This is a genomic window from Ornithinibacter sp. (assembly GCF_035443565.1).
In the GTDB taxonomy this organism is placed as follows: Bacteria; Actinomycetota; Actinomycetes; order Actinomycetales; family Dermatophilaceae; genus Fodinibacter.
Window position 1 is genome coordinate 2,399 of sequence record NZ_DAORSO010000020.1, and the last position, 26,424, is coordinate 28,822.

Genomic DNA, 26,424 nt, shown 5'->3' on the forward strand with positions numbered 1-26,424 from the left:
GGCGCCAGACGAGCAGGCCGGCGGCCACGAGGGCGAGGGCGACGAGGCCGGCGATCACCGCCGTCCTGCGGCCCCGGCTGCCGTCGGGTTCGAGGTCGGTGAGGGTCGCGCCGCTGGCTGGTGGCAGAGTCGTGGTGCTCGACGAGGGGGTGGTGTTCTCGGACATGACTGGTTCTCCTGGTGGGTGTCGTGTGGGGGATGGGGAGTGTTCCGGAGTCGGGGTGTGCGGCCGGCTTCTCACGCGGATGCCGTGTGAGCCGTCCGCCTCGGACATCGCGGTGAGCGCGGCGCACGCACTGCGGGCGGGGGGCGGTGGACGCCCACGGGCTCCACGGCATCCGGCGTGAACAGGGTGCGGGTCGTCATCGCGAGGTGTCCCAGGCCGGGTCCTCGAGCAGGTCGGCGTGCCAACGGCGGGCGACCCCGGGGTGGGAGCGCAGCCACCCGAGGAGGGCCTTGCGACCGTACTCGGCGAAGATCGGGTTGGTGGGGTCCTGCTCGACGCCGCGGGCTCGGGCGGCGAGCACGGCGGGCAGGGCGAGGGGTTCGACGACGGCATCCAGCCGTGGGCCGAGGAAGAACGGCACGGAGTACCGGTCCACCCCGGTGGTCGGCGCGACCACGCGGTGCACGTTCGCGCGCAGGTATCCGCCCGTGGCCACCTCGAGGGCCTCGCCGACGTTGAACACCAAGGTGCCGGGCACGGGGGTTGCCTCGAGCCAGCTGCCGTCATCGGCCCGCACCTGGAGGCCGGACTGTCCGTCCTGGAGCACGAGGGCGAGCCAGCCGTAGTCCTTGTGGCTGCCGACGCCCTGGCCGGTGGCGGCCCTTGTGGCCTCGCCTGCCGGTGGTGCGGGGTAGCGCACGAGCTTCGTGGTCGTCACGGCCTCGTCGTCGAACCACTGGTCGAACCACGTGGGGTCCTCCCCGAGGGACTCGGCGAGCAGTGCCAGCACGCTGCGCGCCACCCGCCCGGCCTCGTCGAGCCAGCGAAGCACGGCGTCGCGCAGCTGGGGCACTTCGCTCGGCCACTGGTTCGGGCCGACGAGGCGCAGGTAGGCGGGGTCGCCGTCACCCAGGTCGAGAGCCGGGCGCTCGGGGCCGATGTCGATCTGCTCGCGCAGGTCGGCGGCGCCGGCGGTGTGCTCGGTGGCCAGTGCGGTGTAGCCGCGAAAGTGTGGCGAGTTGAGGTTGGAGATCTCGCGGCGGGTGGTCTCTGGCAGGGCGAAGAAGGTCTGCGCCGCCGCGAGGACATCGGCCTCGACCTCGGCGGGGATGCTGTGCCCGGCGACGTAGAAGAAACCGAGCTCGTGGGCTGCGGTGCGCAGCTGCTCCAGCAGGTCGGCGCGCTCGGGACCGGCGCTGGCGCCGGCGGCGCTGCGGAGGTCGATCGTCGGGAGAGTGAGCTCGCGGTGCGGGGTGAGGGTCATCGTCGTCCTTGCCTTTCGTGAGGTGAGGTGGGCAGCAGTCGGTGGTGCCTTTGCGCAGGGGTGTGCGCTGCGCGGGGGAGTGCCGGGCCTGGGGGAGTGCCGGGCGCGGCGGTGCGGACACGGGCACGGCGGTGGGCACCCCGTCGGGGTGCACCGGCACGAGCTGACGAGTGGTGCCCGGCCGCGGCTGCACGCTGGTGGCTACGGCCAGGTCGCCCTGCGGTACCCGTGTCGTCGCGGGCGCTTCGAGGGCGTCGCAGTCAGCGGCGACAGGCGCGCGGACAGCACATTCGAGCAGCCTGCAGGGTGTCGCCGGGACGGTGACGAACCCTACTGATCGTTTGGATGTGCATAAGAGCACGTTATATGAATCGCACCCCTTCGCCAAGCTGCCCACATTGTGAGACATAACAAACAGTAATTGGATCCATAACAGACAACTATGCAAACTCCTACCTGTCAGATAGGACATGCGCCGCCGGGCGCCACCGCCCGTTCCGGGCCTCACACAGGAGCTACAGACACCATGAACACACACCGCTTCACCCTCGCCGCCGTCGCCGTCAGCGCCGCGATGGTGATGAGCGCCTGCGGCGGTGGTGGCGCGAGCGACACCGTCGGTGACTCAGCCGCCGCCGAGGCTCCGGCCGGCGCAGAGGGCGGCACGGTGAACCTCTTCGCGTACGCCGTCCCGAAGGTGGGGTACGACAAGCTCATCCCTGCCTTCCAGGCGAGCGAGGCCGGCAAGGGCGTTCAGTTCCAGCAGTCCTATGGCGCCTCGGGCGATCAGTCCCGCAAGGTCGAGGCCGGCGCCGAGGCGGACTTCGTGAACTTCTCCGTCGAGCCCGACATCACCCGACTCGTCGATGCCGGGCTGGTCGACGCGGCGTGGAACGCCAACGAGCACCGCGGCATCCCATTCGGCTCCGTCGTGACCATCGTCGTGCGCGAGGGCAACCCCAAGGGGATCAAGGACTGGGACGACCTGCTCGAGAGCGGCGTCGAGGTCGTGACGCCGAACCCGTTCAGCTCCGGCTCGGCCAAGTGGAACCTGCTGGCGCCGTACGCCGCCAAGAGCAACGGGGGTGTCGACCAAGAGGCCGGCCTGAACTACATCAGCTCGCTCGTCGGCGACCACGTGAAGATCCAGCCCAAGTCCGGCCGCGAGGCGACCGAGGCCTTCCTCCAGGGCACCGGAGACGTCCTGCTCAGCTATGAGAACGAGGCCTTGTTCATCGAGCGCAAGGGTGAGCCGGTCGAGCACGTCACCCCGCCGCAGACCTTCAAGATCGAGAACCCGACCGCGGTGCTCAGCAAGGGCGCGGGCGTCAAGGCGGCGACGGCCTTCAACGAGTTCCTCTACACGCCCGAGGCGCAGCGGCTCTGGGCCGAGGCAGGGTTCCGCCCCGTCGACGCGACGGTCGCGCAGGAGTTCGCCGCCGACTTCCCGCAACCCGAGAAGCTGTGGACCATCACGGACCTCGGCGGCTGGAAGCAAGTCGACTCGACCCTGTTCAAGAAGGACGTCGGCGCGATCGCGAAGATCTACGACGCGGCCACCGAGTAGGCACCATGACTGCCACCACCCATCGCCACGACGACGTCCGTGCCCTGACGTCGCCCGTCGCCACCACGGCCGGTGCCCCTCCCGCTGGGGAGGGGCACCGCCCCCGGCGCGTCCCCACCCGTGCCCTCGGGGTCGGCGTCGTGGGGCTGTGGCTCAGCGTCATCGTGCTGCTGCCGCTCGCCGCCCTGACGGTCGCCTCGCTGGAGGAGGGTCTCGCCGGGTTCTGGGATGCCGTGACGGCGCCGGCCGCGCTCGGGGCGCTGCGCACCACGCTGCTCGTCTCCGTCGTGGTCGCGCTGGTCAACGCCGTCATGGGCACGCTCATCGCGTGGGTCCTGGTGCGCGACGAGTTTCCGGGCCAGCGCATCGTCAACGCCCTCATCGACCTGCCCTTCGCCCTGCCGACGATCGTCGCGAGCATCGTGCTGCTCTCCCTCTACGGGCCGAACAGCCCGGTCGGCGTTCAGCTGAACGCCACCCGGTGGGGCCTGGTCGTGGCGCTGGCCTTCGTGACGCTGCCGTTCGTCGTCCGCTCGGTCCAGCCGGTCCTGATCGAACTGGACCGGGAGGTGGAGGAGGCCGCGGCATCCCTGGGTGCGTCCAACGCCACGACGTTTCGCCGGGTGGTCCTGCCGACCCTTGCTCCCGCCATCATCAGCGGCGCCGGGCTGGCCTTCGCCCGCGCGGTCGGCGAGTACGGCTCGGTGGTGCTCATCGGCGGCAACATCCCCCGCGAGACGCAGGTGGTCTCGCAGTACATCCAGCAGCAGATCGAGATCGACCGCCCGGTCAATGCGGCGGCCGTGTCGGTGGCGCTGCTCTCGATCTCGTTCCTCACCCTGTTCGTGCTTCGGCTGTGGGGTGGGCGCGCCCAGCGCCGGGAGGAGAGGGCCTCATGATCGCGACCAGACGCTCGACCCTGGCCCTGCGCGCCCTGGCGCTGGTCTACGTCCTCGGCCTGCTGGCCGTGCCGATCCTCGTCATCCTCTACCGCACGTTCGAGCCGGGCGTGGGTGCGTTCTTCGACAGCATCCGGACGCCCGCCGCGATCGCGGCTCTCAACCTGTCCCTGCTCATCGTGGCCATCGTCGTACCCCTCAACGTGGTGTTCGGGATCGTCACGGCCATCGCCCTGGCCCGGTGGCGCGTTCCCGGCCGCGGCGTGGTCCAGGCCGTGGTCGACCTGCCCTTTGCCGTGTCACCCATCGTCGTCGGCGTCTCCCTGATCATGTTGTGGGGTTCCTCGGGCTGGTTCGGCGGTCTGGAGGCCTCGACCGGCGTCAAGGTCATCTTCGGCCTCCCCGGCATGGTCATCGCGACCATCTTCGTGACCCTGCCCTTCATCGTGCGTGAGGTCGAACCGGTCCTGCACGAGATCGGCACGGAGCAGGAACAGGCAGCCTCGACTCTCGGGGCGTCGGGGTGGCAGACGTTCTGGCGGATCACCCTGCCAGCCATCCGCTGGGGGCTCACCTACGGGGTCGTGCTCACCGTGGCCCGAGCCCTGGGCGAGTTCGGCGCGGTGATCATGGTGTCCTCAGGGTTCCCCGGGGTCTCCCAGACGCTCACCCTCCTCGTGCACTCGCGCTACATCGACGACCACAACACCTACGGGGCCTACGCCGCTGCCACCCTCCTGATGGGCCTGGCCGTCGCGACGCTCCTTCTCATGACACTTCTGGATCGCAAGAGGAGCGCCCGATGATCACCGTCACCGCAGCCCGCAAGAACTACGGGGACTTCGTGGCCCTGGACGGTGTCGGGCTCGAGATCCCCTCGGGCTCCCTCACGGCGCTCCTCGGCCCCAGCGGGTCCGGTAAGTCGACCCTGCTGCGATCCATCGCCGGGTTGGAGGCTCTCGACGGTGGCACCGTCACCATCGCCGGAGTCGACGTCACTCGAGAGCCGCCGCAGCGCCGGGGCATCGGCTTCGTCTTCCAGCACTACGCCGCGTTCAAGCACATGACCGTGCGGGACAACGTCGCCTTCGGCCTGACCATCCGCAAGCGGCCCAAGGCCGAGGTGAAGCGCAAGGTCGACGAGTTGCTGGAGATCGTCGGTCTCGACGGCTTCCAGCACCGCTACCCCGCGCAGCTGTCCGGTGGTCAACGACAGCGGATGGCCCTGGCCCGGGCCCTCGCGGTCGACCCGCAGGTGCTCCTGCTCGACGAGCCGTTCGGGGCTCTCGATGCCAAGGTCCGCGCCGACCTGCGCCAGTGGCTGCGCCGGCTGCACGACGAGGTCCACGTCACCACGGTGCTCGTCACCCACGACCAGGAGGAGGCCCTAGACGTGGCTGACCGCATCGCGGTGCTCAACCATGGCCGTATCGAGCAGGTGGGTGACCCCGTGTCGCTCTACGAGCGGCCCGCCAACGACTTCGTCATGTCCTTCCTCGGGTCGGTGGCGCGGCTCGGCGGACACCTCGTGCGCCCTCACGACATCGTCCTCGAGCGAGACCTTGCCGTCGCGCAGCGAGGCGATGCACGCAACACGGGGTCTCCCGGTGTCGTGACCGCGACGATCGAGCGGGTCGTGCGCCTCGGGTTCGAGGTCAGGGTGGACCTGAGGGCGACCACCGGTGAACGATTCGCCGCCCAGATCACCCGGGCCGAGGCCGACCGGCACCAGTACGTCCAAGGTGAGACGGTGCACGCACGGGCCGTTCACCCGGCCGATGCCACGGACGCCGACCCGGCGCTCGCGATCTGAGGCGTCAACCTCGGCGGCGTAAATGGGGTCCTGCCGCCATGGTGCGCGCGATCCAGCCGGGTCAGGCTTGTTCCATGGATGCCGTCAGCCGTGCCCCCGCACATGTCGCCTGACCGTCTCGAGGTCGTCGTCCTCGTCGTCTCGGCCGTGCTGCTGCTGGGGGTGGCGGCGGTTCGCGTGTCCACGGGCGCCGGCCTGCCGAGCCTGCTGCTCTACCTCGGCATCGGGCTGGCCATCGGTGAAGCGGGTCTGGGCCTGCGGTTCGACGACGCCGCCGTGGCGCAGACTGTGTGCACCGTGGCGCTGGCCGTCATCCTCGCCGAGGGGGGCCTGACGACCCGGTTGCACGTCATCCGCCCGGTGGCCCTGCACGCAGGGGTCCTCGCGACCCTGGGGGTCGCGATCAGCGTGGCCGTGACCTCGACGGCTGCGTGGCTGCTGCTCGACGTCGACGTGCGCACTGCACTGCTGCTCGGGGCCGTCGTGTCCTCCACCGACGCGGCCGCGGTGTTCGCCGTCATGCGCCGGCTGCCGCTGAACCGCCGCACGCGGGCCCTGCTCGAGGCCGAGTCGGGGCTCAACGACCCACCCGTCATCATCCTCGTCACCCTCGTCGTCTCCTCGGCCTGGGAGGACCTCGACGGGTGGGCTGCCCTGTTCGGATTCGTCCAGCAGATGGGCCTGGGTGTCGTCGCCGGAGTCCTCGTGGCGTTCGCCGGGCGGTTCGTGCTGTCGCGGGTCGCCCTACCGGCCACCGGCCTCTACCCGCTGGCGACGATGACGTTCGCGATGCTCGGCTTCGGCGTCGCCGGGGTGGTCGGTGGGAGCCCGTTCGTGGCGGTCTACCTCGCGGGCCTGCTGCTCGGCAACGCCGACCTGCCGCACCGGGCGGCCACCCTGGGCTTCGCCGAGGGCCTGGCCTGGCTCTCGCAGATCGGCCTGTTCGTCGTGCTGGGGCTGCTCGCCTCACCGAGCCGGCTGGCCGATGCGTTGGTGCCAGCGCTCGTCGTCGGGGTCGCCCTGACCCTCGTGGCGCGCCCCCTGTCGGTTGCGCTGTGTTCCATCCCGTTTCGGATGCCGTGGCGCGAGCAGGCGTTCACCTCGTGGGCTGGGTTGCGCGGTGCGGTTCCCATCGTGCTGGCCACCTTCCCCATCACGGCAGGGGTGCCGAACGCGCAGCAGATCTTCGACGTCACCTTCCTGCTCGTCGTCGTCTTCACCGTCATCCAGGGGCCGACCCTGCCCTGGGCGGCATCCCGGCTGGCCGTCGTCGAACCGGAGATCACCGCCGAGCTGGAGATCGAACACGCACCGTTCGAGGACATCGGGGCCAGCATGCTCACCTGCGACATCCCCAAGGGGTCGCTGCTGCACGGGGTCGAGATCTCCGAACTCAGGCTGCCCGGGGACGCGACGGTCGCGCTGATCCTGCGTGACGGCATCCTCTTCGCACCGAAACCGTCGACGATGCTGCGCCGCGGCGACCACCTGCTGCTGGCGGTCACCGACTCCGAGCGACCTGGGGTCGAGCGGCGGCTGCGGGCGATCAGCCGGGCCGGCCGCCTCGCGACCTGGCGCGGTGAGCTGGGCCTGCTGTCCTGACATCTGGGTTCGGGTCCGCGGGCGCCGCTGGTGCACAGCAGGGTTGGACCGTGGCACGGCCCGTGACCATGGCCAGCAGGAGCAGCGCGAACGGTGCGAGGGCAACTGCTCCCAGCAGGTAGCGCATCGTGCTCTCTTCGGCGGTCGGTGTGCCCGAAAGCGTAGGTGCCCGGGACGCCTGACCACCAGTACCTTCACCACCCCAACCACCAGTCGCGCCTGGAACGACGAAGCCGCAGGTTCACCAGTGGTGACCTGCGGCTCGGGGTAATGCGATGCGATGCTGTGGTGGCCAGGGGCGGGGTCGAACCGCCGACCTTCCGATTTTCAGTTCGAGACAGGCTGTCCCAGAACGTTTTTGGGGGTTCGTTTCGTGCTCAGGACCTCCTCGAATCGTGCGGGCACATCGGGTTCTGTTCGGGGTGCGGTTAGCAAAGTGTTAGCAAGACCGTGGTTCTGGGCTGTCGTACCGCCCGGGCCCGGATCCGTGCGGTGGTCACGAAACCACGGAAGTGCAGGTGTCCACAAGAGCGCTGTCGGACGCTTTCGGATGACAGCCGGCCCGCACCCGATGACGGCCCGGCGGGCCATCCCAGGGAAGGGGAAGACCATGGAGGACAAGATGCTCTACACGCTGACCGACGTGGCGGCCGCGTTGAGCGTGGGCCGCAGCAAGGTCTACGAGTTGGTCCGCTGCGGGGCGTTGCCCTCGGTGCGGATCGGCGGGTCGCGAAGGGTCCGCGGGGAGGACCTCACGGCCTATGTCGACTCCCGGGAGCGCGTGGCGGCTGCTCCGCTGGCGGGTGCCCGATGAGCAGCGCCCGGCAGGGTGGTGTGGCGCCGAAGCTGCGTAACGGGGTGATCCGGCGGGGGAACAGCTGGTCGTACGTGATCCGGGTGACCGACAGCGCCGGGGTGAGCAAGCCCCGGTGGGTGGGTGGGTTCCCCACCGAGGCCGCGGCCAAGCGGGCCCGGGACGAGGCGCGGATCGCCGCCGGACGGGGCGAGTTCGTCGACCGCAGCACGCTGACCGTGGGGGAGTACCTGGACCGGTGGTTGCTGGCGCACGCCCTCGAAGTCAAGCCCCGCACCCGGGCCGGCTACGCCCACCTCATCAACACCTACGTGGCGCCCAGGATCGGACGGATCCGGTTGCAGGCGCTGCGCCCGGCGGACCTGAGCACCCTGTACCGGCAGCTCCTGGAGTCCGGTGGGCGGGGCGGCAAGCCGCTGTCGGCGCGCAGCGTGGAGTACGTGCACGCGGTGCTGCGCAAGGCGTTCGCGGACGCGGTGCGCAACGACCAGATCCTCACGACCAACCCGGCGGAGCGGGCGAAGCGGCCCCGCAAGGAGCAGGCTGTCGCGCTCGTCATGTGGACCGCTGACGACCTGGGCTCCTTCCTGGCCACCACGCAGGGGCATCGGCTGCACGGCTACTTCCGCCTCGCCGCGTACACCGGCGCCCGCCGCGGGGAGCTGATGAACCTGCGCTGGGCCGACGTCCACCTCGGCGACGAGCACGGTCAGGGTGCGTTCGTTCGGCTGCGCGGGACGGTCTCGGTCATCGGCGGGGTGCGGGTTGAGGGCAGCACCAAGGGCGGGCGGGAACGCACCGTCAGCATCGACCCCGGCACCGCCGCGGTGCTGACCGAGCACAGCCAACGTCAGGAGGCAGAGCGTGCTGTCGCCGGTGCGTTGTGGGTGGGCGGGAACCACGTATTCCGCCGTGAGCTCGGCGAACCGTTGTTCCCCGACACCCCCACCGCGTTGATGGCGAAGCTGCAACGTCAGCACAACACCGTTGCGGCACAGGTCGGCACCCCAGGCCTGCCGGTGATCCGCTTGCATGACCTGCGCCACCTGCACGCCACCCTGCTCCTCAAGGCCGGCGTACCGGTCCATGTCGTCGCCGCCCGGCTCGGGCACGCCGACCCCGCCATCACCTTGCGCGTGTACGCGCACGTCCTGGACGACCAAGCCAGCGGCGCTGCCACCACCTTCGAGGAACTCATCGGCGGCAACCCCACCGACCCGTAGGGCGGCCGCGTCCCGGATGCGGGCCCGGGCACGTGCAGTCGGTTGACCTCACGGTGCTCGCCCTGCGCCAAGCGTGAGGGCATCGCCAAAGGCAGGCCGGTTTGAGCGCAAGTGCGGCCCGGTGCGGCGGGAAGGGAGGGCGCTCATGAGCGAGATAAGCGAGGCCTCGGGACATATTCCATAATTACATGGACTACGATATTCGCATGGTCCTCAACAACGCTCCGCCCGCCACGGACATGCCCAAGATCCTTCAGCTGCTTGACGCGGGGCTGGGAAACCAGGCCTATCTCGTCGACCTGGGAGACGGGCGCGCGCTGGCTCTGGACCCCACCATCGACCTGCGCTCGCTCGATGCCGCAGCGGCTGCCCACCAGCTGTCCGTGGTGTTCGCCGCCGAGACCCACCTGCATGCCGACTTCCTGTCCGGCGCGACCCGCCTGGCCCGCCGCGACGGTGCCCGAGTCATCAGCTCGGCCGAGGGGGGACGCCGCTTCGAACACCTCGGGCTGGTCGACGGCGAGGAGGTCGACCTGGGTGGCCTGACCCTGCGTGGCTGGTCCACGCCGGGACATACCGATGAGCACATGTCCTACGTGCTCCTGGACGGCGTCCAGCCTCGAGCGGTGTTCACCGGTGGGTCCTTGATCGTCGGCGCCGCGGCACGCACCGACCTCATGGGTCCCGAGAACACGGAGGTCCTCGCCCGGGCCCAGTTCCGGTCGCTGCGACGCCTGGCCGAGCTGCCCGACGACACGCTGGTGTTCCCCACCCATGGAGCGGGGTCCTTCTGCTCGGCACCTCCTGGCGCGGATCGCACCTCGACCATCGGGCGGGAGAAGGGCACCAACGCGCTGATGCGTATCGACGACGAGGACGCGTTCGTCCATGCCCTGCTGTCCAGCCTGGGCACCTACCCCCCGTACTTCTCCCGCCTTGCCGCCGACAACCGCGAGGGCCCGGGCGAGCCAGGCCCGGCCGTGTTGACCCCGCTGGGCGCCGCCGAGGTGTTCGGCCTGCGGCATCAGGGCGCGGAGGTCGTCGACGTGCGCCCGACCGCCGACTACGCCGCAGGCCATCTCAAGGGTTCTCTGGCAATCCCCCTGCGGGGTGTGTTCGCGACGTGGCTCGGATGGCTCCTGCCCGACCCGGACGCCCCGATCGTGATCGTGCGCAATCCCGACCAGGATCCCGAGGAGATCATCTGGCAGGCCCGCAAGGTCGGCTACTCCCGGATCGTCGGCGAGCTCGCGGGAGGCGTGGCCGCCTGGGCCACGGCCGGCGAGGCGCTCCAGGCAACCCCCCTGGCCGACCCCGCGAGGGTCGACCCGGCCACCGTGGTCGACGTCCGGCAACGTTCGGAGTACGCGGCCGGTCACGTTCCCGGCGCCCGCAACGTCGAGCTCGGCGTCGTCGACGCGGCCACCCTGCCGGACGGGCCTGTCGTCACCATGTGTGGGCACAGCGAGCGCGCCGCGACCGCCGCGAGCGTGCTGGAGCGCGCCGGACGGTCCGACGTCACGGTCATGCCAGCGGGCCCGAACGAGTGGGCGCAGGCAACCCAGGTCGCCGTGGAGGTCAGCGCGTGACCGCCGACGACAAACCCACGACTCGCCTAGGTCTGCGCGTCAACATCGCCCAGTTCAGCCTCCTCGTCGGGGTCAACGCCCTCGTCGGGGGGATGCTCGGGCAGGAGCGCACCGTTGTGCCTCTCCTGGCGACCGAGGTGTTCGGGGTCCCCGGGTACACCGCGGCGCTGACCTTCATCGTCGCGTTCGGGCTCGCCAAGGCGGCGACCAACTACTTCGCCGGGACGCTGTCGGACCGGTACGGCCGCAAGCCGGTGCTCGTGGCCGGATGGCTCGTCGCGCTGCCCGTTCCGTTCATGCTCATCTGGGCGCCGTCGTGGGGCTGGGTCGTGTTCGCGAACGTGCTGCTCGGCGTCAGCCAAGGACTGACCTGGTCCACGACCGTGGTGATGAAGATCGACCTCGTCGGGCCGGCCCGCCGCGGCCTGGCGATGGGGTTCAACGAAGCCGCCGGGTACGCCGCCGTCGCAGCCACCGCCCTGGCCACCGGGTACATCGCCGCCGACCACGGCCTTCGCCCCGCACCGTTCTACCTCGGCATCGCCTTCGCCGCCCTCGGCCTGGGGATCTCCACCCTGTTCGTCCGGGAGACCCGCGAGCACGCCCGGCTCGAGGCCCGCACCCACGTGGCCCGGGTCGACGGACGGCACGACCACCTCGGTGACGATCTCACCAACGGGCAGGTGTTCGCCCAGACCTCGTTCAAGGAGCCGGCGCTCTCGGCCGCGAGCCAGGCCGGGCTGGTCAACAACCTCAACGACGGCCTCGCCTGGGGCCTGTTCCCCGTTCTCTTCCTCTCCGCCGGGCTGTCCATCGAGCGCATCGGTCTGCTAGCGGCCATCTACCCCATGGTCTGGGGGGTCGGCCAGCTCGTCACCGGCGGCCTGTCCGACCGGTGGGGCCGCAAATGGCTCATCGCCGGAGGCATGGGCGTGCAGGCCGCCGGCCTGGCCATCATGGCCCTGGCCGACGGGTTCGCCTGGTGGGCCAGCGCGGCCGTGCTCCTCGGCGCCGGCACCGCCATGGTCTACCCGACCCTGCTCGCTGCGATCGGCGACGTCGCCCACCCCGCGTGGCGCGCCCGCGCCGTCGGCACCTACCGCCTGTGGCGCGACGGCGGCTTCGCCGTCGGTGCCGTGCTCGCCGGGGTCCTCGCCGACCTCTACGGGGTCCGCACGGCCATCGGCGTCGTCGCCGCGCTGACCGCCCTCTCCGGAGTGGTCGTCGCCGTGCGGATGTACGAGACCAAGCACGACCCCGCCCCCTCGAGCCCCGTCACCGCAGGAGGTCCCCGGTGAGCACCCGCGACGCGAAGACCGCTCTCTACGAACAGTTCGCCCGAGCCGGCAAGGGCCTGGCCAACCCCAAACGGCTCGAGCTGCTCGACCTGCTCGCCCAGGGGGAGTACACGGTGGAGGCCATGGCATCGGCCGCCGGGCTCGGCCTGTCCACGGCATCGATGCACCTGCAGGCCCTCAAGGATGCCGGCCTCGTGCGGACCCGCCGCGAGGGCACCTTCGTGCACTACCGGCTCGCCGGCGACGACGTCGCGGCACTCCTGGCCCTGCTGCGGACCGTCGCGACCACCCACCTCGCTGACGCCGACCGCGCTGCCGCCGGCTACCTGCGTTCATCTGCCACCGAGCGGTCGGATGCCGTGGCTCGCGACGAGCTGCTGCGCCGGGTTCGCGCCGGCGACGTCGTCGTCCTCGACGTGCGACCCACCACCGAGTACACGGCCGGCCACATCCCCGGCGCGGTGTCGGTGCCGCTGGACCAGCTCGAGCACCGGCTCGCGGAGCTCCCCGCGGACGTGGAGATCGTCGCCTACTGCCGCGGCGAGTACTGCGTCCTGGCCTACGACGCCGTCGACCGGCTGACCGCCGCTGGCCGGACCGCCAGGCGTCTGCACGAGGGGATGCTCGAGTGGCGCCTGGCCGGGCTGCCTGTGGACGACGGTGTGGCATGAGCACGCCCCTGCCGCCGTGGCGCTCGGTCCTGGCCGTCGTGGCCCACCCCGATGACGAGTCCTTCGGGCTCGGTGCGGTGCTCTCTGCCTTTGCCGAGACCGGGGCAACCGTCTCGGTGCTGTGCTTCACCCGGGGGGAGGCCTCCACCCTGCAGGGCGTCGACGGTGACCTCGCCCGGATCCGCGACGGTGAGCTCCGCGCGGCGGCCTCCGAGCTCGGCATCGGCCACGTCGAGCTGAAGAGCTACCCGGACGGCGACCTCAGCAGCGTCGACCTCACCACCTTGGCGGGCGACGTCGCGGCCTGCATCGACGCCGTGAACGCCGACGGCATCATCGGGTTCGACGCAGACGGCGTCACCGGGCACCCCGACCATCGGCGAGCCACCCAGGCGGCACATGAAGCCGCCAGGGCACTCCGGCTCCAGGTCCTCGGCTGGACGGTCCCGGCCCACGTGGCCGCGACGCTCAACGCCGAGTTCGGAGCCTCGTTCACCGGCCACGACTCCTCCGACATCGACGTCGTCGTCACCGTCGACCGGACCCGACAGTCCAAGGCTGTGGCGTGCCATCCCAGCCAGGCAGTGCCCGGCAGTGTCCTGTGGCGCCGCCTGGAGCTGACCGGGGACCGCGAGTACCTGCGTCACCAGCACACGAACCCTGACCCACCGCCCGTCTTCCCGGGCGAGCAGGACCCAACCACGCGGAAAGGACAGCGGGCGTGAACACCCTCATGATCATCAACGGGTCCGCCTACGGACTGGACTCGACCTACAACGCCATCCGGCTCGCCGCCAACCTGGCCAAGCGCGACGAGGTGGAGATGACGGTCTTCCTCATGGGTGACGGGGTGACCGCCGCGATGGCGGGGCAGAAGACGCCCGACGGCTACTACAAGCTCGACCGGATGCTCGGCGCCGTCACCCGTCACGCGGGCCACATCCTGTGCTGCGGCACGTGCATGGACGCCCGCGGCATCACCGCGGACATGCTCATCCCGAACGCCTCCCTGTCCACGATGGACGAGCTCGGCGACCACACCCTGGCCGCCGACAAGGTCCTCGTCTTCTAACCGGTTCGCCACAACGGACAGGAACCGCCATGACTGCACCACAGGGACACCCCGCTCTGCGGGGACGGCCCATCTACCTGGACTACAACGCCACCACCCCCATCGACCCGGTCGTGGTCGAGGCGATGGTCCCCTACCTGACCCGGGAGTTCGGCAACCCTCCTCCACCCACAGCTACGGGGCGGCAGCCCACGCCGGCCTCGAGAAGGCCCGCCGCCAGGTCGCCGAGCTCATCGCGGCTCCCGCCGACTCTGTGGTGTTCACCGGCAGCGGATCCGAGGCGGACGCCCTGGCCATCCGCGGCGCCGTCCTCGCGGCGCGCCCTGGCGGCCGCCGCCACGTCATCACCCAGGTCTCCGAGCACCCTGCTGTCCTGGCCGCGTGCCGAGAGCTCGAGGAGCTGCACGGTGTCGACGTGACCTACCTGGGCGTGGACCACCACGGGCAGGTAGACCCCGCCGAGGTCGCCGCGGCACTCACCCCCGACACCGTGCTGGTGTCGGTCATGCACGCCAACAACGAGACCGGCACGATCCAGCCCATCGCCCGGATCGCGCGAACCACGAAGAGCGCCGGTGTGCTGCTGCACGTGGACGCCGCACAGTCCGCAGGCAAGATCGACATCGACGTGGACGCACTGGGAGTCGACCTGCTCACCGTGGTCGGGCACAAGATGTACGCGCCGAAGGGGATCGGTGCGCTCTACGTCCGCCCCGGGGTCCGCATCCGTGCGCTCATCGGCGGCGGGGGACAGGAGCACGGGCTGCGTGCCGGCACCGAGAACGTGGCGTACGCCGTCGGCTTCGGCGAAGCAGCAGCCCTGGCTGCCCGCTCCCTGGCCGCGGGGGAGAGCCGGCGGCAGCTGGCCTTGCGTGACCAGCTGGAGCACCGGCTGGCCACCCTGCTCCCCGGGCGGGTGCACCTCAACGGGCACCCCGTACAGCGCCTGCCGAACACCGCGAACCTGCGGATCGACGACGCCCCCGCGCTGGCCCTGCTTGCCGACCTGACCGACGTCGTCGTCTCGGCCGGGTCGGCCTGCCACGCCGGCCGGGACGAACCCTCAGCCGTGCTCACCGCCATGGGCCTGTCCGACGCCGACGCTCTGACCGCGATCCGAGTGTCCCTCGGCCGCTGGACCACCGCGGCAGAGGTCGACGCGGCCTGCACCCACCTGGCCGGGGCGACCCGGACCGACCACCCCTGACCCCCGCCCTACCGACACCACCAGGAGAGACCATGACCTACGGCCTGAGCACCACCCTCGACCGGCCCTTCGACGACACCGTCACCGCAGTGCGCGAGGCCCTCGCCGGCGAGGGCTTCGGCGTCGTCAGCGAGATCGACATGCAGGCCACCCTGCGCACCAAGCTCGGCGTCGAGACCGACCCCTACCTCATCCTCGGGGCCTGCAACCCCGCCTACGCCCACCGCTCGCTGCAGGCCGATCCGTCGATCGGTCTGCTGCTGCCCTGCAACGTGGTCATCCGCCGCGCAGACACCGGCACCGTCGTAGAGATGATCAACCCGCAGATGCTCGTCGACGTCACCGACAACCTCGACATGCAGCCCATCGCCCAGGCGGTCAGCGACAAGCTCGCCGCCGCCATGCACACGCTGAACAGCACCGCCTGACCCGCGCGCCACAGGCGCCCAAGCTCCCAGCGTTCCAACCGCCCTGCCGAGATCGCCGGATCTGTGGTGTGCTGGCCAGGCAGGCCGCTGCCGGCGGCGCGAACCGTGGGAGGTCCCTGATGAACCCGGACGACATCCTCACCCGAGTGGGTGACCAGCTCGGCATCCGACGGGTGTTCGGCGAGCCGATCGAGCGCGACGGGGTCACGATGGTCCCGGTTGCTGTCGCCATCGGTGGCGGCGGTGGGGGCACCGGCCCGGACGAGCAGGGAAGCGGTGGCGGCTTCGGCGGTGTGGTGCGCGGCATCGGTGTCTACGCAATCAGCAACGGGCAGGTCCGGTTCGTGCCCGCCATCGACACCACCGCGCTTGCCGGGTTGGGCGTCCTCCTCGTTGCCTTGGTGGTGCGCGCGAGGCGGCGGCCCCGGCCATGACTCACGTGGAGACCACACGCTCGACCGGCTCACCTAGCGGGACGGGGACCGTTCCGCTAGATGCTGTTTGTCGGGCGCGGGGTAGGCGTGTACGACGGCGGAGCTGAGCTTGGGTACCGAACCGACCAGGACCGCCTCGGCTCGGTGTGCGATGGCGTGGGCTTCGGACAGGGTGGCTTGGGGGTCGAGCGCGAGGTCGGCGTCGGCTTGGATCTCGTGGCCGATCCATCGCATCCGTACGCGCTGAACCCCCACGACCCCAGGGACCGCGGCCAGGACGTCCTCGGCGCGATCCACCAGCTCTGGCTCCACGGCATCCATCAGCCGACGGAACACCTCTCGTGACGCGGTTCGCAGCACAGCCAGGATTGCCACGGTGATGACGAGGCCGATCACCGGGTCGGCCCACTGCCACCCCAGTGCAACGCCCCCGGCTCCGACCAGCACCGCCAGCGAGGTCAGGGCATCTGTGCGGGCGTGGTGGCCATCGGCCACCAGCGCCGCCGACCCGATGGCCGTGCCCTCGCGGATCCGGAAGAGGGCGACGGCTTCGTTGCCGAGGAATCCGATGAACCCGGCGACGGCCACCCAGCCCACGTTGGTGATGACCGAGGGGTTCAGCAGCCGGTCGATCGCCTGCCACCCCGCCAGAACCGCGGACAGCGCGATCATCATGATGACGAACAGGCCGGCGAGGTCCTCGGCGCGGCCGTAGCCGTAGGTGTACCTACGTGTCGCGGCGCGGCGCCCGAGGACGAAGGCGATCCACAGGGGCACGGCGGTGAGTGCGTCGGAGAAGTTGTGGATGGTGTCCGCGAGCAGCGCGACCGACCCCGAGACGGCCACCACCACGAGCTGCATTGAGGCAGTCACCCCGAGGGCCACCAGGCTGATCTTGACCGCCCGGATGCCGCGATCACTGGAGGCCAGCGCGGCATCGATGGAGTCCGAGGCGTCGTGCGAATGAGGGCTCACGGCGTGAGTGACTCTGGCCCAGAATCCCCGGCCGTGATCGTCGTGGTCGTGGTCGTGATGGCTTTCCGTGGACATCAGGCCTCCGTCCTCAGTTCGGGCAGGGCGCCTCGGTGATGGGACGGGATGGAGTCGCTCGCGTGCTCCGCGTTGTGAACAGCGTCGAGGACCAGTCGCGCCACGTGGTCGTTCTCGAGACGGTAGAACACCTGATTGCCTTCCCGGCGGGTCCTCACCAGCCGCGCCATCCGCAGCTTCGCCAAGTGTTGCGAGACCGCCGGGCCGGGCTTTCCCACCGCCGCAGCCAGATCCGTGACGGAGAGCTCGGTGTCCACCAGCGCCCACAACAGACGAACCCGGGTGCCGTCGGCAAGCATCCGGAAGATCTCGACGGCGAGCTCGACCTGCTCGTCAGGCAATGACGGTGGTTGCGTATCTGCACTCATGCGCAAATACTACCTCGGTGGGCTCGCATCGCGTGGGTGGTGGTTCTGGCCCTCGGGGTGCGACGCCATGCGTAGTACACGCTGGCACCATGGCCCCATGACCGTCGCCCGATCCCTCCTACTGTTCGTGTTGGCCGCCATCGCTGAGATTGGAGGTGCGTGGCTGATCTGGCAGGGAGTCCGTGAGCACCGCGGCTGGGTGTGGGTGGGTGCGGGGGTCATCGCCCTGGGAGCGTACGGTTTCGTGGCCACGCTGCAACCTGACGCTCACTTCGGCCGGATCCTCGCTGCATACGGCGGGGTGTTCGTCGCCGGGTCTCTGCTGTGGGGAGTCATCGCGGACGGGTTCCGCCCCGATCGGTGGGACATCACCGGAGCTCTCATCTGCCTGGTGGGGGTTGCCGTCATCATGTACTCCCCTCGCGCAGCGTGAGGCGATCCGCCGCCAGGCAAGGCACGCACAAGAAGCGGGAGTGCCGGGCAGCAGGTGGCCGAGGAGGCTAGAAGATCAGTGTTGCCCAGTAGTCGCGGAATCGGATGGTGGCCAAGGTCGCGATGACGGCCAGCCAGGCGATGAAGATCGTGGGTGCGTACCGTGCCAGGAACGAAGGCAGAATGCCGCGCTTGGCGAGCAGGGCCGACACGGCCACGAGCGTGACCACGGCGCACACCCATACGACCATGCAGTAGGGGCACAGGGCACCGATGCGGTACAGGCTCTGGAAGATCAGCCAGTGCACGAGGCCCACACCGGCAAGGGAGCCGGCGAGCAGGGCGAGCCAGTACCAGCGTCGCAGGTGTCCGCCGGCGAGGATGGCAGCGCCGGAGGCTGCGACGACGGGGAAGCCGGCCAGGCCGAGGACGGGGTTGGGGAACCCGAGGAGCTCGGCCTGCCAGGACATCATCACCGACCCGCAGCTGATCACGGGGTTGATGCTGCAGCTGGGGACGTGGGTGGGGTCGGCGAGAACGGCGACCTTCTCGACGATCAGGGCCGCGGACGCCAGGGCACCAGCGCTGCCAGCCAGGATCATCGCGATGGCGACCCACCGCCCGTCAGTGCTCGCTCCCGCTGCAGGCCCCGGGGTGGGGGAGTCGGCGGTGGCGGGTGGGGTCCGAGAGGACGTGCTGCTCACTTGGCGACTGCGGCGTCCAGCGCGGCTCGCAGCTCCTCCTCGCTGGTGGGGTTGATCATGGTGCCGTCGAGGAAGAACGTCGGGGTCCCTTGCACACCCAGCGCGAGCCCGTCCTGGCGGTCCTTCTCGATGCGGGCCTGGGTGGTCGGGTCGGCCACAGCGGCGTCGTAGGCGGCCAGGTCCAGTCCCAGGGTCGCGGCGAACTCACGGAACAGATCGGCGCGGGAGTCCTGCTGCTCGCCCCACTCGGGCTGGGTCTCGTACATCATCGTGTACATCTGCTCGAGCTTGCCCTGCGCGGCCGCGGCCTCCACGGCCTTCGCGGCGTTCATCGCGTTGGCGTGGCTGTCGATGGGAAAATAGCGGATGACGAAGCTCACCTCGCCCTCGTACTCGGCGCGGAGCTTCTCGATGGTCGGGAACGCCGCCCGGCAGGACTCGCACTCGAAGTCCAGGAACTCCACGAACACCGGGGCACCCTGCGGGGCGGTGGACAAGCGGTGGCTGTCCTCGCGCACGACGACACCGGTGCTGGTCGCCGCGTCGCCCGCCTGCGCGTCGGAGGGTGCGGGGCGAGCCGCGAGGACCACGGCGGTGACGAGCACGCCGAGCGCGAGGACCAACAGCACGGACAGGATGGTGTTGCGCTTGACCACGAACGATTCTCCTTGGGGCGTGACGCCGGCTCGCGACGGTGCGCCGACGACCAGGTGTGGGTGCTGGTGGCCTGCTGAGTTGACAGGGCCACGGCAGAGCGACCACAGTAACATCTGTTCACATGTTCAGATGGGAGGACGTTGATGGCAACCGTGTTGGGGCTTGACGGGTGTGCGGTGGAGTGCGTGCACCCGGACAAGGTGCGCCTGGTGACCGAGAACGCGCCGCGGCCCGAGGAGATCGCGGCCGTGGCCGCCGTGTTCAAGCTGCTCGGTGACCCGACCCGGGCCAAACTGCTGTACGCCCTGCTGGAGGCCGGGGAGCTGTGCGTGTGCGACCTGGCCGCGGCCACCGCGACGACGGAGACCACGGTCAGCCAAGCGCTGCGCCTGTTGCGCGCATCATCGGTGGTCACCGGTCGGCGCGAGGGACGCAACGTGTACTACCGCCTCTCCGACGCCCACGTGCGGATGCTGCTCGACGTCACCCGTGAGCACGCGGTGCACGGCACAGGTACAGGCGAAGACGTTGACCGTTCGGGGGTGGGCCCCGCGTGAGCGGCGGACACGGACACGGCGGCGGGCACGCCGGTGGCCGGCACCGGTGGCGCCTGGCCGTCGCGTTCGTCCTGGTTGGCGGGTTCTTCGGGGTCGAGCTGGTCGCGGGCCTGCTCTCGCAGTCGTTGGCGCTGATCTCGGATGCCGGGCACATGGCCGCCGACGTGGTGACCCTGGGGGCGGCGTTGGTCGCGACCCGGATCGCGACGCGCCCCGACAACACCGGGCGCCGCACCTTCGGCTCGTACCGGGCGGAGGTCTTCGCCTCCGGGCTGGCCGTGCTGCTCATGATCGGGGTGGCGGTGTACATCGGGGTGGAGGCGGTCAGCCGCATCGGCACCGACGCAGAGGTCGCTTCCGGCACCATGCTGGTCGTCGGCAGCATCGGACTGGTCATCAACGTCATCTGCATCTTCCTGCTCCGCGGCGGCGCCGGGGAGAGCCTGAACGTCAAGGGCGCCTACCTCGAGGTGATCGCCGACACATTGGGCTCGGTGGGCGTCATCGTCGCGGCGCTGCTGGTGTCCGCGACCGGCTCAGCGGTCTGGGACACCGTCATTGCCCTGGCCATCGCCGTGTTCGTGCTGGTGCGCGCGGTCATGCTCGGCCGGGAGGTCCTGGCGGTGCTCGGCCAGCACGCCCCAGCCGGCATCGAACCCACCGAGATGCTCGCCGCCCTGGAGAGCGTGGACGGCGTCTTCGGGGTTCACGACCTGCACGTGTGGACCCTGACCTCGGGCATGGACGTCGCCACCGCGCACCTGGTCACCGAGGCCGGCGACCCCGAACAGGTCCTCGCCGCGGCCCGGGCCGTCCTGCACGACCAGTTCGCGATCGCCCACGCGACGCTGCAGGTGGAGACCACGCGCGACCGCCAGTGCTCGGGGGTGAACTGGTGACCGGGTCCGCCCTGCCACAGATCCCACTGGGGACGATCTCGCGCCGCCGAGCCCAACTCGCCCTTCGCGCCCAGCTGCTGGCCGGGGCCTCGGTGGCCTACAACGTCATCGAGGCCATCCTGGCGATCAGCTGGGGAAGGGCGGCGGACTCGGCCGCCCTGGTCGGCTTCGGTCTGGACTCCACCGTGGAGGTCGCCTCTGGGCTGGTCATCCTCTGGCAGTTCCGCCACCAGGTGCCCGAGTCGCGTGAGCACACCGCGCGCCGGTTGATCGCGGTGTCGTTCTTCGCGCTTGCCGCGTACGTCACGGCCGACTCGTTGACGGCGCTGGCCACCGGCCAGCGACCAGACACCGCCCCGCTCGGGATCGCGCTGGCTGCGACCTCGTTGGCCGTGATGCCCTTGCTGTCCTGGACGCAGCGCCGCACCGGACGCGAGCTGGGGTCTGGCTCGGTCGTCGCGGACTCCACCCAGACCTTGCTGTGCACCTACCTGTCCGCCGTGCTCCTGCTGGGACTGCTCGCCAACGCCTTCCTGGGCTGGTGGTGGCTCGACTCGGTCGCCGCGCTGGTCATCGCCGCGGTCGCGGTCCGCGAGGGACTCGAGAACTGGCGCGGGGAGGACTGCTGCACCCCGGGGATTCTGCCGCCGGCCACGACGCAGGACCGGTGCTCGGACCCCGGCTGCGACTGCTGAGCCACGTGCGACCAGGCCTTACTCCCTCGCGAGTGGTGGCGCCTCTTCATCGAACCTTCATGGCTCGCGGATGGATGAGACTGCACAAATCGGGCAGCATGGGCTCAATGTGCCTACCGACGTCCATGCCCGAACGCGTGGGCGCGACACGGTCCTTCCGCTATCTGGCGGCCGTCCTCCTCCTCCTTCTCTTTGGTGCGGGGTGCGCACCGGACCCCGGCTCGGTTGCCGCCCAAGCGAACGCGGGTGACCGAAAGGGGTACGTCTCCGGCGACGGCGCCGTCGAGACGATCCCCGAGGCCGACCGCGCCGAGCCGATCGAGCTCAAGGGTGCCCTGCTCGACGGCACCGCCTGGGACAGCGCCTCGGCCCACGGCGAGGTGCTCGTGCTGAACGTCTGGGGCTCATGGTGCGCGCCCTGCGTTGCCGAGGCCCCCGACCTGCAACGGGTCTGGACCGACCTTCAGGCCGCCGGTGCCCCGGTGCAGTTCATGGGCATCGACTTCCGTGAGGAGCCCGAGCGAGGCGCCGCCTTCGTGAAGAAGGCCGGCGTGACCTACCCCAGCCTCAGCGACGAGTCCGGGGTGCTCATCCTCGCCCTGCAGGGCAAGGCCCCGACGGTCCCCACGACCCTGGTGCTCGACACGCTGGGCCGAATCGCCGCCCGAGTCAACGGGCCGGCCTCGGCGACCACCCTGCGCGCTCTGGTCGACGACGTCGTCGCCGAGTCGTGACCCTCGCCGCCGACGGACCCCTGGCCGTGCTCGCCGCCGGCGAGACGATCGTCTCGGGGGCGCTGCCCCTGGCGATAGCGGTCGCTGCACTCGCCGGCCTGGTGTCGTTCGCGAGCCCGTGCGTCCTGCCGCTCGTGCCCGGCTTCCTCGGATACGTCTCCGGCCTGACCGGTGAGCCGTTGGCCGACCGGTCGCGCAGCCGCATGGTCCTCGGCGCGCTGTTCTTCGTGCTCGGGTTCACGGCGGTGTTCGTGCTGGGGTCCATCTTCGTGACCACAGCAGGGCGAGCGCTCATCGAGCACCGCACGCTCCTCATGCGCGTGGGCGGGGTGCTCGTCATCCTCATGGGCCTGGTCTTCCTGGGCGTCGGGAGCCAACGCGAGGCAAAGATCGCCTGGCGCCCGCGTGCCGGGCTGGCCGGAGCCCCCCTGCTCGGTGCCGTCTTCGCCCTCGGCTGGGCGCCCTGCACCGGGCCGACCCTTGCCGCCGTCCTCGTCATGGCCACGGCCACGGCGGACCCGCAGGTCGGTCGCAGCGTCGCGCTCGCAGCGGCATACGGCATTGGCCTCGGGCTGCCCTTCGTGCTCCTCGCGGCAGGCCTGGACCGGGCCGGTCGCGCCTCGGGCTGGTTACGCCGCCACCAGCGCAGCATCCAGGTCGTCGGTGGGGTCATGCTCATCGTCGTCGGGGTGCTGCTCCTCACCGGTGTGTGGGAGGACCTCAACCGGTGGCTCCAGAGCGAGCTCGTGAGCGGTTTCCGTGTCGCGCTGTGACCGCACCATTGCGCGAAGCGGATCCGGACACACACGTGTGACGTCGGCGACCCAGCTCGGCATCTCACGGCCCGCGACGTCGTTGGCGTGATGGCCTCGCGGGCGGCAACCACCCAGACTTGGGCTGTCCTGGCGCGTGCAAAGGGGGTAGCTGTCAGTCAGGGGAGGTGTCTGTCCAGGCGGGTCAGCAGCGGCCCGACGAGTGGCCAGTGGTGGGCGCCCGCGTTGATGGCCCTTTCCCGGACCCCGTCAATGCCGCGGCGGAGCACCACAGCAGGGGAGTGCAGCCCGTTGTCGGATGTGGAGCGCGCTCGCCGGTTGACCCATTGCGCGCATCCGGCGCACACGCCGACCTCCGGGTGGGCACCCAGGCGGGTCAGGTCCGTTTCCTCGAAGGGGTTGCCACAGCACCAGCAGGCCGGTCGTTGGGCATGGGCCGACGCTCCTGATGCAGTGTCCATGACAGACATGGTCACCCCTACAGGGCGCCCGCGGCCAGAGGACCGGACCGTGCGCCAGTCGACGCTTGCCTGAGGGCGTCGACGAGCTGGGCGACCGTGGGCGCTCCCGCCAGACCGTGCGGTGTGGTGTACACCCGGCACGCCATCGCCGGGACCTTGCCCGGCAGGGCAAACGGGTCCCGGCCGGCGATGACGATGGTGGGAGAGCCCGTAAAGCCCAACCGGTCGGCGTCCTCGGGTGTCTCCACAGCCTCGGTGCTCACCGTGATCCGGACATCGGCGAGCGTCGCGGCCACCTGCAGCCGATCCATCGCGGTGCGCCAACTCGGGCAGCCATCGAAGTACAACACCGTCACTGCAAGGCTCATGACCTCATCCTCGCGCCCAACGGAGGTGACGTGTTCTCGCGGGTAGTGCATCGGTCCTCCTGTCGGTCCAGTGTCGGGGTTTCGGTGTTGGATTTCTTGCGTCGGCTGGAGACGGCGGTAGCCCGGACAGCTCAGCGGGAGGGGTCGAAGCGTCGCAGGCGCAGGCTGTTGCTCACGACGAAGACCGAGCTGAATGCCATCGCCGCACCGGCGATGAGGGGGTTGAGCAACCCGAGAGCGGCAAGGGGGAGGGCGGCGACGTTGTAGGCGAACGCCCAGAAGAGGTTGCCCTTGATGGTGCCCAGCGTGGCTCGGGCGAGGCGGATGGCGTCGGGCGCGGCTCGCAGGTCGCCGCTGACCAGGGTGAGGTCGGAGGCCTCGATGGCGACGTCGGTGCCGGTGCCCATGGCCAGCCCGAGGTCGGCCTGCGCCAGGGCCGCTGCGTCGTTGACACCGTCACCGACCATGGCCACGACCGCACCTTGGGACTGCAGGCGCTTGACGACGTCGACCTTGTCGGCCGGCAGGACCTCGGCGATGACGTCCTGCGGGTCGATGCCGACCTGCCGGGCGACCTCGAGCGCGGCGCGCTCGTTGTCGCCGGTGAGCAGCACCGGGCGCAACCCCAGACGTCGCAGGTCCGCGATGGCCGGGCGTGAGCTGTCCTTCACGGTGTCGGAGACGACGACGACCGCACGGATGCTGCCGTCCCAGGCCACCCAGACCGGGGTCCTGCCCTCGGTCTCCGCAGCCTCGGCCAGCTGCACCAGGTCCTCGGGGGCGGTCAGCGACCACTGGTCGGCGAGCCAGGAGCGGCGCCCGGCCTGCGCGGCGTGCCCGTCCACGACTCCGGACACACCGTTTCCGCCGTGCCCGGTGAAGTCCTCGACCGGCATCAGGTCGAGGCCGGTCTCGCTGGCATGTTTGGCGATCGCGCGCCCGATGGGGTGCTCGGAGGCGTCTTCGAGGGCACCGGCGATGGCAAGCACCCGCTCGAGGGACTGACCCTGCGCCGGGTGGACCTGGCTCACGCCCATCTGGCCGGTGGTCACGGTGCCGGTCTTGTCGAGCACGATGGTGTCGACACGGCGGGTGGACTCCAGGATCTGCGGGCCCTTGATGAGGATGCCGAGCTGCGCGCCTCGGCCCGTTCCGACGAGCAGCGCTGTGGGGGTGGCGAGCCCGAGGGCGCAGGGGCAGGCGATGATCAGGACGGCGACGGCGGCGGTGAAGGCCGCGGTCGCGGAGTGGCCGGTGATGAGCCAGGCCGCCAGGGTGGTCAGCGACAGACCGATGACGATGGGGACGAACACCGCGGACACCCGGTCGGCGAGTCGCTGGACGTCGGCCTTGCCGTTCTGGGCGTCCTCGACGAGGCGGGCCATCTGGGCGAGCTGGGTGTCGGAGCCGACGCGCGTGGCCTGGACGACCAGGCGTCCTCCGGCGTTGACGGTGGCACCGACCACGCTGTCGCCGGGGGCGACCTCGACGGGGACGGACTCGCCGGTGAGCATGGCGGCGTCGATGGCGGAGGAGCCGCTGATGATCGTGCCGTCGGTCGCGACCTTCTCTCCCGGTCGCACGACGAAGCGGTCGCCGACGGCCAGCTGAGAGACCGGCATCCGGATCTCGACCGGGCCCTGTGGGCCGTCTCGCAGTACGGCGACGTCCTTGGCGCCCATGTCGAGCAGGGCCCGCAGCGCGGCACCGGAGGTGCGCTTGGCCTTGGCCTCGAAGTAGCGGCCGGCGATGATGAACGTCGTCACCGCGGCGGCGACCTCGAGGTAGAGGTGTGCCTCCTCGGCTCCGGAGCGGCCGGGGAAGAGGTCGAACGGCATCCGCATGCCGGTCATGCCGGCGTCGGTGAAGAACAGCGCCCACAGCGACCAGAGGTAGGCAGCGCCCACGCCGACCGAGATGAGTGTGTCCATCGTGGCCGCGCCGTGGCGCAGGTTCGCCCAGGCTGCACGATGGAACGGCAGCGCGCCCCACACGACGACGGGGGAGGCCAGGGTCAGGGAGAGCCACTGCCAGTTGTCGAACTGAAGCGCCGGCACCATGGACATCAGGAGCACCGGCACCGTGAGGAGGGTCGACACGACCAGGCGCTGGCGCCACGCGGCGGCTTCTTCGTCCTTGGCGCGTTGCGCGGCATCCACCGGGGCGCTGGTGGTGTCCGTCGTGGGCGGGGCAGGCAGGGTCGCCGTGTAGCCGGTGGCCTCGACGGTGGCGACGAGGTCCGCCGGGTCCACATCGGCGGCGAAGCTGACCTTGGCCTTCTCGGTCGCGTAGTTCACGGTGGCCGTGACGCCGGGCATCCTGTTCAGCTTCTTCTCGATGCGGGCCGCGCATGACGCGCAGGTCATGCCCCCGATCATGAGCTCGACGTCGCGGTCGTGCTGCTGCGTGTCGTCCACGTGCGTGGTCATTACTGTCCTTCCGACCCTGGTCGAGGGTCCGTGCTGCGTTGTCAGGCGGTGGCGAGGTGGTAGTCGCCGGCCTCGTCGAGGGCGGCGACGACGTCGGTCTCGCTGACCGGGGTGTCACTGGTCACCGTGACGGTTGAGGTGCCTCCGGCGGCGAGGTCGATGGTGACGTCGGTGACGCCGGGGATCTCCTGGAGTTCGCTGCTCACGGCGCTCACGCAGTGGCCGCAGGTCATGCCGGTGACGGGAAAGG

At 70.5% G+C, this 26,424-nt stretch carries 28 protein-coding genes and 1 pseudogene; 21 read left to right on the forward strand and 8 right to left on the reverse strand.

Features of this window, described 5'->3' with window-relative positions; translation table 11 throughout:
* Window positions 1-362: 362 nt before the first annotated feature.
* Entirely contained in the window at window positions 363-1,430 is a 1,068-nt protein-coding gene (locus tag PLL68_RS04070) for an isopenicillin N synthase family dioxygenase (protein ID WP_324531888.1), read from the reverse strand.
* A 526-nt stretch (window positions 1,431-1,956) separates the two neighbouring features.
* Between PLL68_RS04070 and PLL68_RS04075 the strand changes: the two genes are divergently transcribed.
* The 15 genes and pseudogenes from PLL68_RS04075 (at window position 1,957) to PLL68_RS04145 (ending at window position 16,047) form a co-directional block, all read left to right on the forward strand.
* Window positions 1,957-2,997, forward strand: coding sequence for a sulfate ABC transporter substrate-binding protein (locus PLL68_RS04075; protein ID WP_324531890.1), 1,041 nt, complete (start codon window positions 1,957-1,959; stop codon window positions 2,995-2,997).
* 5 nt (window positions 2,998-3,002) lie between these two features.
* Window positions 3,003-3,896, forward strand: a complete 894-nt coding sequence (gene cysT / locus PLL68_RS04080) for a sulfate ABC transporter permease subunit CysT (protein WP_324531892.1) — start codon at window positions 3,003-3,005, stop codon at window positions 3,894-3,896.
* Window positions 3,893-4,702 (forward strand): sulfate ABC transporter permease subunit CysW, encoded by an 810-nt coding sequence (cysW, locus tag PLL68_RS04085; protein WP_324531894.1) that lies wholly within the window; start codon window positions 3,893-3,895, stop codon window positions 4,700-4,702. Before cysT ends, cysW begins: the two co-directional genes overlap by 4 nt.
* Entirely contained in the window at window positions 4,699-5,709 is a 1,011-nt protein-coding gene (locus PLL68_RS04090; protein ID WP_324531896.1) for a sulfate/molybdate ABC transporter ATP-binding protein, read from the forward strand. The genes cysW and PLL68_RS04090 overlap by 4 nt, the downstream gene beginning before the upstream one ends.
* Window positions 5,710-5,787: 78 nt before the next feature.
* Window positions 5,788-7,311 (forward strand): potassium/proton antiporter, encoded by a 1,524-nt coding sequence (locus tag PLL68_RS04095; RefSeq protein ID WP_324531898.1) that lies wholly within the window; start codon window positions 5,788-5,790, stop codon window positions 7,309-7,311.
* Between the two features lie 610 nt (window positions 7,312-7,921).
* Window positions 7,922-8,125 (forward strand): helix-turn-helix domain-containing protein, encoded by a 204-nt coding sequence (locus PLL68_RS04100; RefSeq protein ID WP_324531900.1) that lies wholly within the window; start codon window positions 7,922-7,924, stop codon window positions 8,123-8,125.
* Window positions 8,126-8,208: 83 nt separating this feature from the next.
* Window positions 8,209-9,348, forward strand: coding sequence for a tyrosine-type recombinase/integrase (locus tag PLL68_RS04105; protein ID WP_324531902.1), 1,140 nt, complete (start codon window positions 8,209-8,211; stop codon window positions 9,346-9,348).
* A gap of 188 nt (window positions 9,349-9,536) precedes the next feature.
* Window positions 9,537-10,937: an MBL fold metallo-hydrolase gene (locus PLL68_RS04110; protein WP_324531904.1), complete on the forward strand. Its 1,401-nt coding sequence runs from the start codon at window positions 9,537-9,539 to the stop codon at window positions 10,935-10,937.
* Window positions 10,934-12,235, forward strand: a complete 1,302-nt coding sequence (locus PLL68_RS04115; RefSeq protein ID WP_324531906.1) for an MFS transporter — start codon at window positions 10,934-10,936, stop codon at window positions 12,233-12,235. The genes PLL68_RS04110 and PLL68_RS04115 overlap by 4 nt, the downstream gene beginning before the upstream one ends.
* Window positions 12,232-12,906, forward strand: coding sequence for an ArsR/SmtB family transcription factor (locus tag PLL68_RS04120; RefSeq protein ID WP_324531908.1), 675 nt, complete (start codon window positions 12,232-12,234; stop codon window positions 12,904-12,906). The genes PLL68_RS04115 and PLL68_RS04120 overlap by 4 nt, the downstream gene beginning before the upstream one ends.
* On the forward strand, window positions 12,903-13,631 hold the full coding sequence (locus PLL68_RS04125) for a PIG-L deacetylase family protein (RefSeq protein ID WP_324531909.1): 729 nt from the start codon (window positions 12,903-12,905) through the stop codon (window positions 13,629-13,631). The genes PLL68_RS04120 and PLL68_RS04125 overlap by 4 nt, the downstream gene beginning before the upstream one ends.
* Window positions 13,628-13,978 carry a DsrE/DsrF/TusD sulfur relay family protein gene (locus PLL68_RS04130; protein WP_324531911.1) on the forward strand — a complete coding sequence of 117 codons (351 nt, stop codon included), beginning with the start codon at window positions 13,628-13,630 and terminating at the stop codon, window positions 13,976-13,978. The genes PLL68_RS04125 and PLL68_RS04130 overlap by 4 nt, the downstream gene beginning before the upstream one ends.
* A 172-nt stretch (window positions 13,979-14,150) precedes the next feature.
* A pseudogene (locus PLL68_RS04135) lies at window positions 14,151-15,185 on the forward strand (cysteine desulfurase family protein); the annotation flags it as partial.
* A gap of 32 nt (window positions 15,186-15,217) precedes the next feature.
* Window positions 15,218-15,613 carry a DUF302 domain-containing protein gene (locus PLL68_RS04140; protein ID WP_324531913.1) on the forward strand — a complete coding sequence of 132 codons (396 nt, stop codon included), beginning with the start codon at window positions 15,218-15,220 and terminating at the stop codon, window positions 15,611-15,613.
* Between the two features lie 119 nt (window positions 15,614-15,732).
* Window positions 15,733-16,047, forward strand: coding sequence for a hypothetical protein (locus PLL68_RS04145; protein ID WP_324531915.1), 315 nt, complete (start codon window positions 15,733-15,735; stop codon window positions 16,045-16,047).
* Between the two features lie 33 nt (window positions 16,048-16,080).
* Here the strand turns inward: PLL68_RS04145 and PLL68_RS04150 are convergent, their stop codons facing one another.
* Entirely contained in the window at window positions 16,081-17,022 is a 942-nt protein-coding gene (locus PLL68_RS04150; RefSeq protein ID WP_324531917.1) for a cation diffusion facilitator family transporter, read from the reverse strand.
* A 74-nt stretch (window positions 17,023-17,096) separates the two neighbouring features.
* Window positions 17,097-17,465: an ArsR/SmtB family transcription factor gene (locus PLL68_RS04155; protein ID WP_324531919.1), complete on the reverse strand. Its 369-nt coding sequence runs from the start codon at window positions 17,463-17,465 to the stop codon at window positions 17,097-17,099.
* A 97-nt stretch (window positions 17,466-17,562) separates the two neighbouring features.
* On the opposite strand from PLL68_RS04155, the gene PLL68_RS04160 reads away from it, so the two are divergent.
* Window positions 17,563-17,898 carry a YnfA family protein gene (locus PLL68_RS04160; protein ID WP_324531920.1) on the forward strand — a complete coding sequence of 112 codons (336 nt, stop codon included), beginning with the start codon at window positions 17,563-17,565 and terminating at the stop codon, window positions 17,896-17,898.
* A gap of 67 nt (window positions 17,899-17,965) precedes the next feature.
* Here PLL68_RS04160 and PLL68_RS04165 read toward each other — a convergent pair whose 3' ends face one another.
* Window positions 17,966-18,601: a vitamin K epoxide reductase family protein gene (locus PLL68_RS04165; RefSeq protein WP_324531922.1), complete on the reverse strand. Its 636-nt coding sequence runs from the start codon at window positions 18,599-18,601 to the stop codon at window positions 17,966-17,968.
* The gene (locus PLL68_RS04170) at window positions 18,598-19,257 is read right to left on the reverse strand and encodes a DsbA family protein (RefSeq protein ID WP_324531924.1); all 660 of its coding nucleotides are present in this window, start codon (window positions 19,255-19,257) and stop codon (window positions 18,598-18,600) included. The genes PLL68_RS04165 and PLL68_RS04170 overlap by 4 nt, the downstream gene beginning before the upstream one ends.
* Window positions 19,258-19,401: 144 nt before the next feature.
* Here PLL68_RS04170 and PLL68_RS04175 point away from each other — a divergent pair, with 144 nt between their 5' ends.
* The 5 genes from PLL68_RS04175 (at window position 19,402) to PLL68_RS04195 (ending at window position 22,916) form a co-directional block, all read left to right on the forward strand.
* The gene (locus PLL68_RS04175) at window positions 19,402-19,815 is read left to right on the forward strand and encodes an ArsR/SmtB family transcription factor (RefSeq protein WP_324531926.1); all 414 of its coding nucleotides are present in this window, start codon (window positions 19,402-19,404) and stop codon (window positions 19,813-19,815) included.
* Window positions 19,812-20,714, forward strand: coding sequence for a cation diffusion facilitator family transporter (locus PLL68_RS04180; protein ID WP_324531929.1), 903 nt, complete (start codon window positions 19,812-19,814; stop codon window positions 20,712-20,714). The genes PLL68_RS04175 and PLL68_RS04180 overlap by 4 nt, the downstream gene beginning before the upstream one ends.
* On the forward strand, window positions 20,711-21,409 hold the full coding sequence (locus tag PLL68_RS04185) for a cation efflux transmembrane domain-containing protein (RefSeq protein ID WP_324531930.1): 699 nt from the start codon (window positions 20,711-20,713) through the stop codon (window positions 21,407-21,409). Before PLL68_RS04180 ends, PLL68_RS04185 begins: the two co-directional genes overlap by 4 nt.
* A 125-nt stretch (window positions 21,410-21,534) precedes the next feature.
* Window positions 21,535-22,143, forward strand: coding sequence for a TlpA family protein disulfide reductase (locus tag PLL68_RS04190; protein ID WP_324531932.1), 609 nt, complete (start codon window positions 21,535-21,537; stop codon window positions 22,141-22,143).
* Window positions 22,140-22,916 (forward strand): cytochrome c biogenesis CcdA family protein, encoded by a 777-nt coding sequence (locus PLL68_RS04195; protein ID WP_324531934.1) that lies wholly within the window; start codon window positions 22,140-22,142, stop codon window positions 22,914-22,916. Before PLL68_RS04190 ends, PLL68_RS04195 begins: the two co-directional genes overlap by 4 nt.
* Window positions 22,917-23,394: 478 nt before the next feature.
* On the opposite strand, the gene PLL68_RS04200 is transcribed toward PLL68_RS04195, so the two are convergent.
* The 3 genes from PLL68_RS04200 to PLL68_RS04210 all read right to left on the reverse strand — a co-directional run.
* On the reverse strand, window positions 23,395-23,796 hold the full coding sequence (locus PLL68_RS04200) for a thioredoxin family protein (protein WP_324531936.1): 402 nt from the start codon (window positions 23,794-23,796) through the stop codon (window positions 23,395-23,397).
* Window positions 23,797-23,876: 80 nt separating this feature from the next.
* The gene (locus tag PLL68_RS04205; protein ID WP_324531938.1) at window positions 23,877-26,174 is read right to left on the reverse strand and encodes a heavy metal translocating P-type ATPase; all 2,298 of its coding nucleotides are present in this window, start codon (window positions 26,172-26,174) and stop codon (window positions 23,877-23,879) included.
* Window positions 26,175-26,215: 41 nt separating this feature from the next.
* Window positions 26,216-26,424, reverse strand: a 209-nt coding sequence (locus PLL68_RS04210; RefSeq protein ID WP_324531940.1) for a heavy-metal-associated domain-containing protein, incomplete at its 5' end; no start/stop codon positions are given.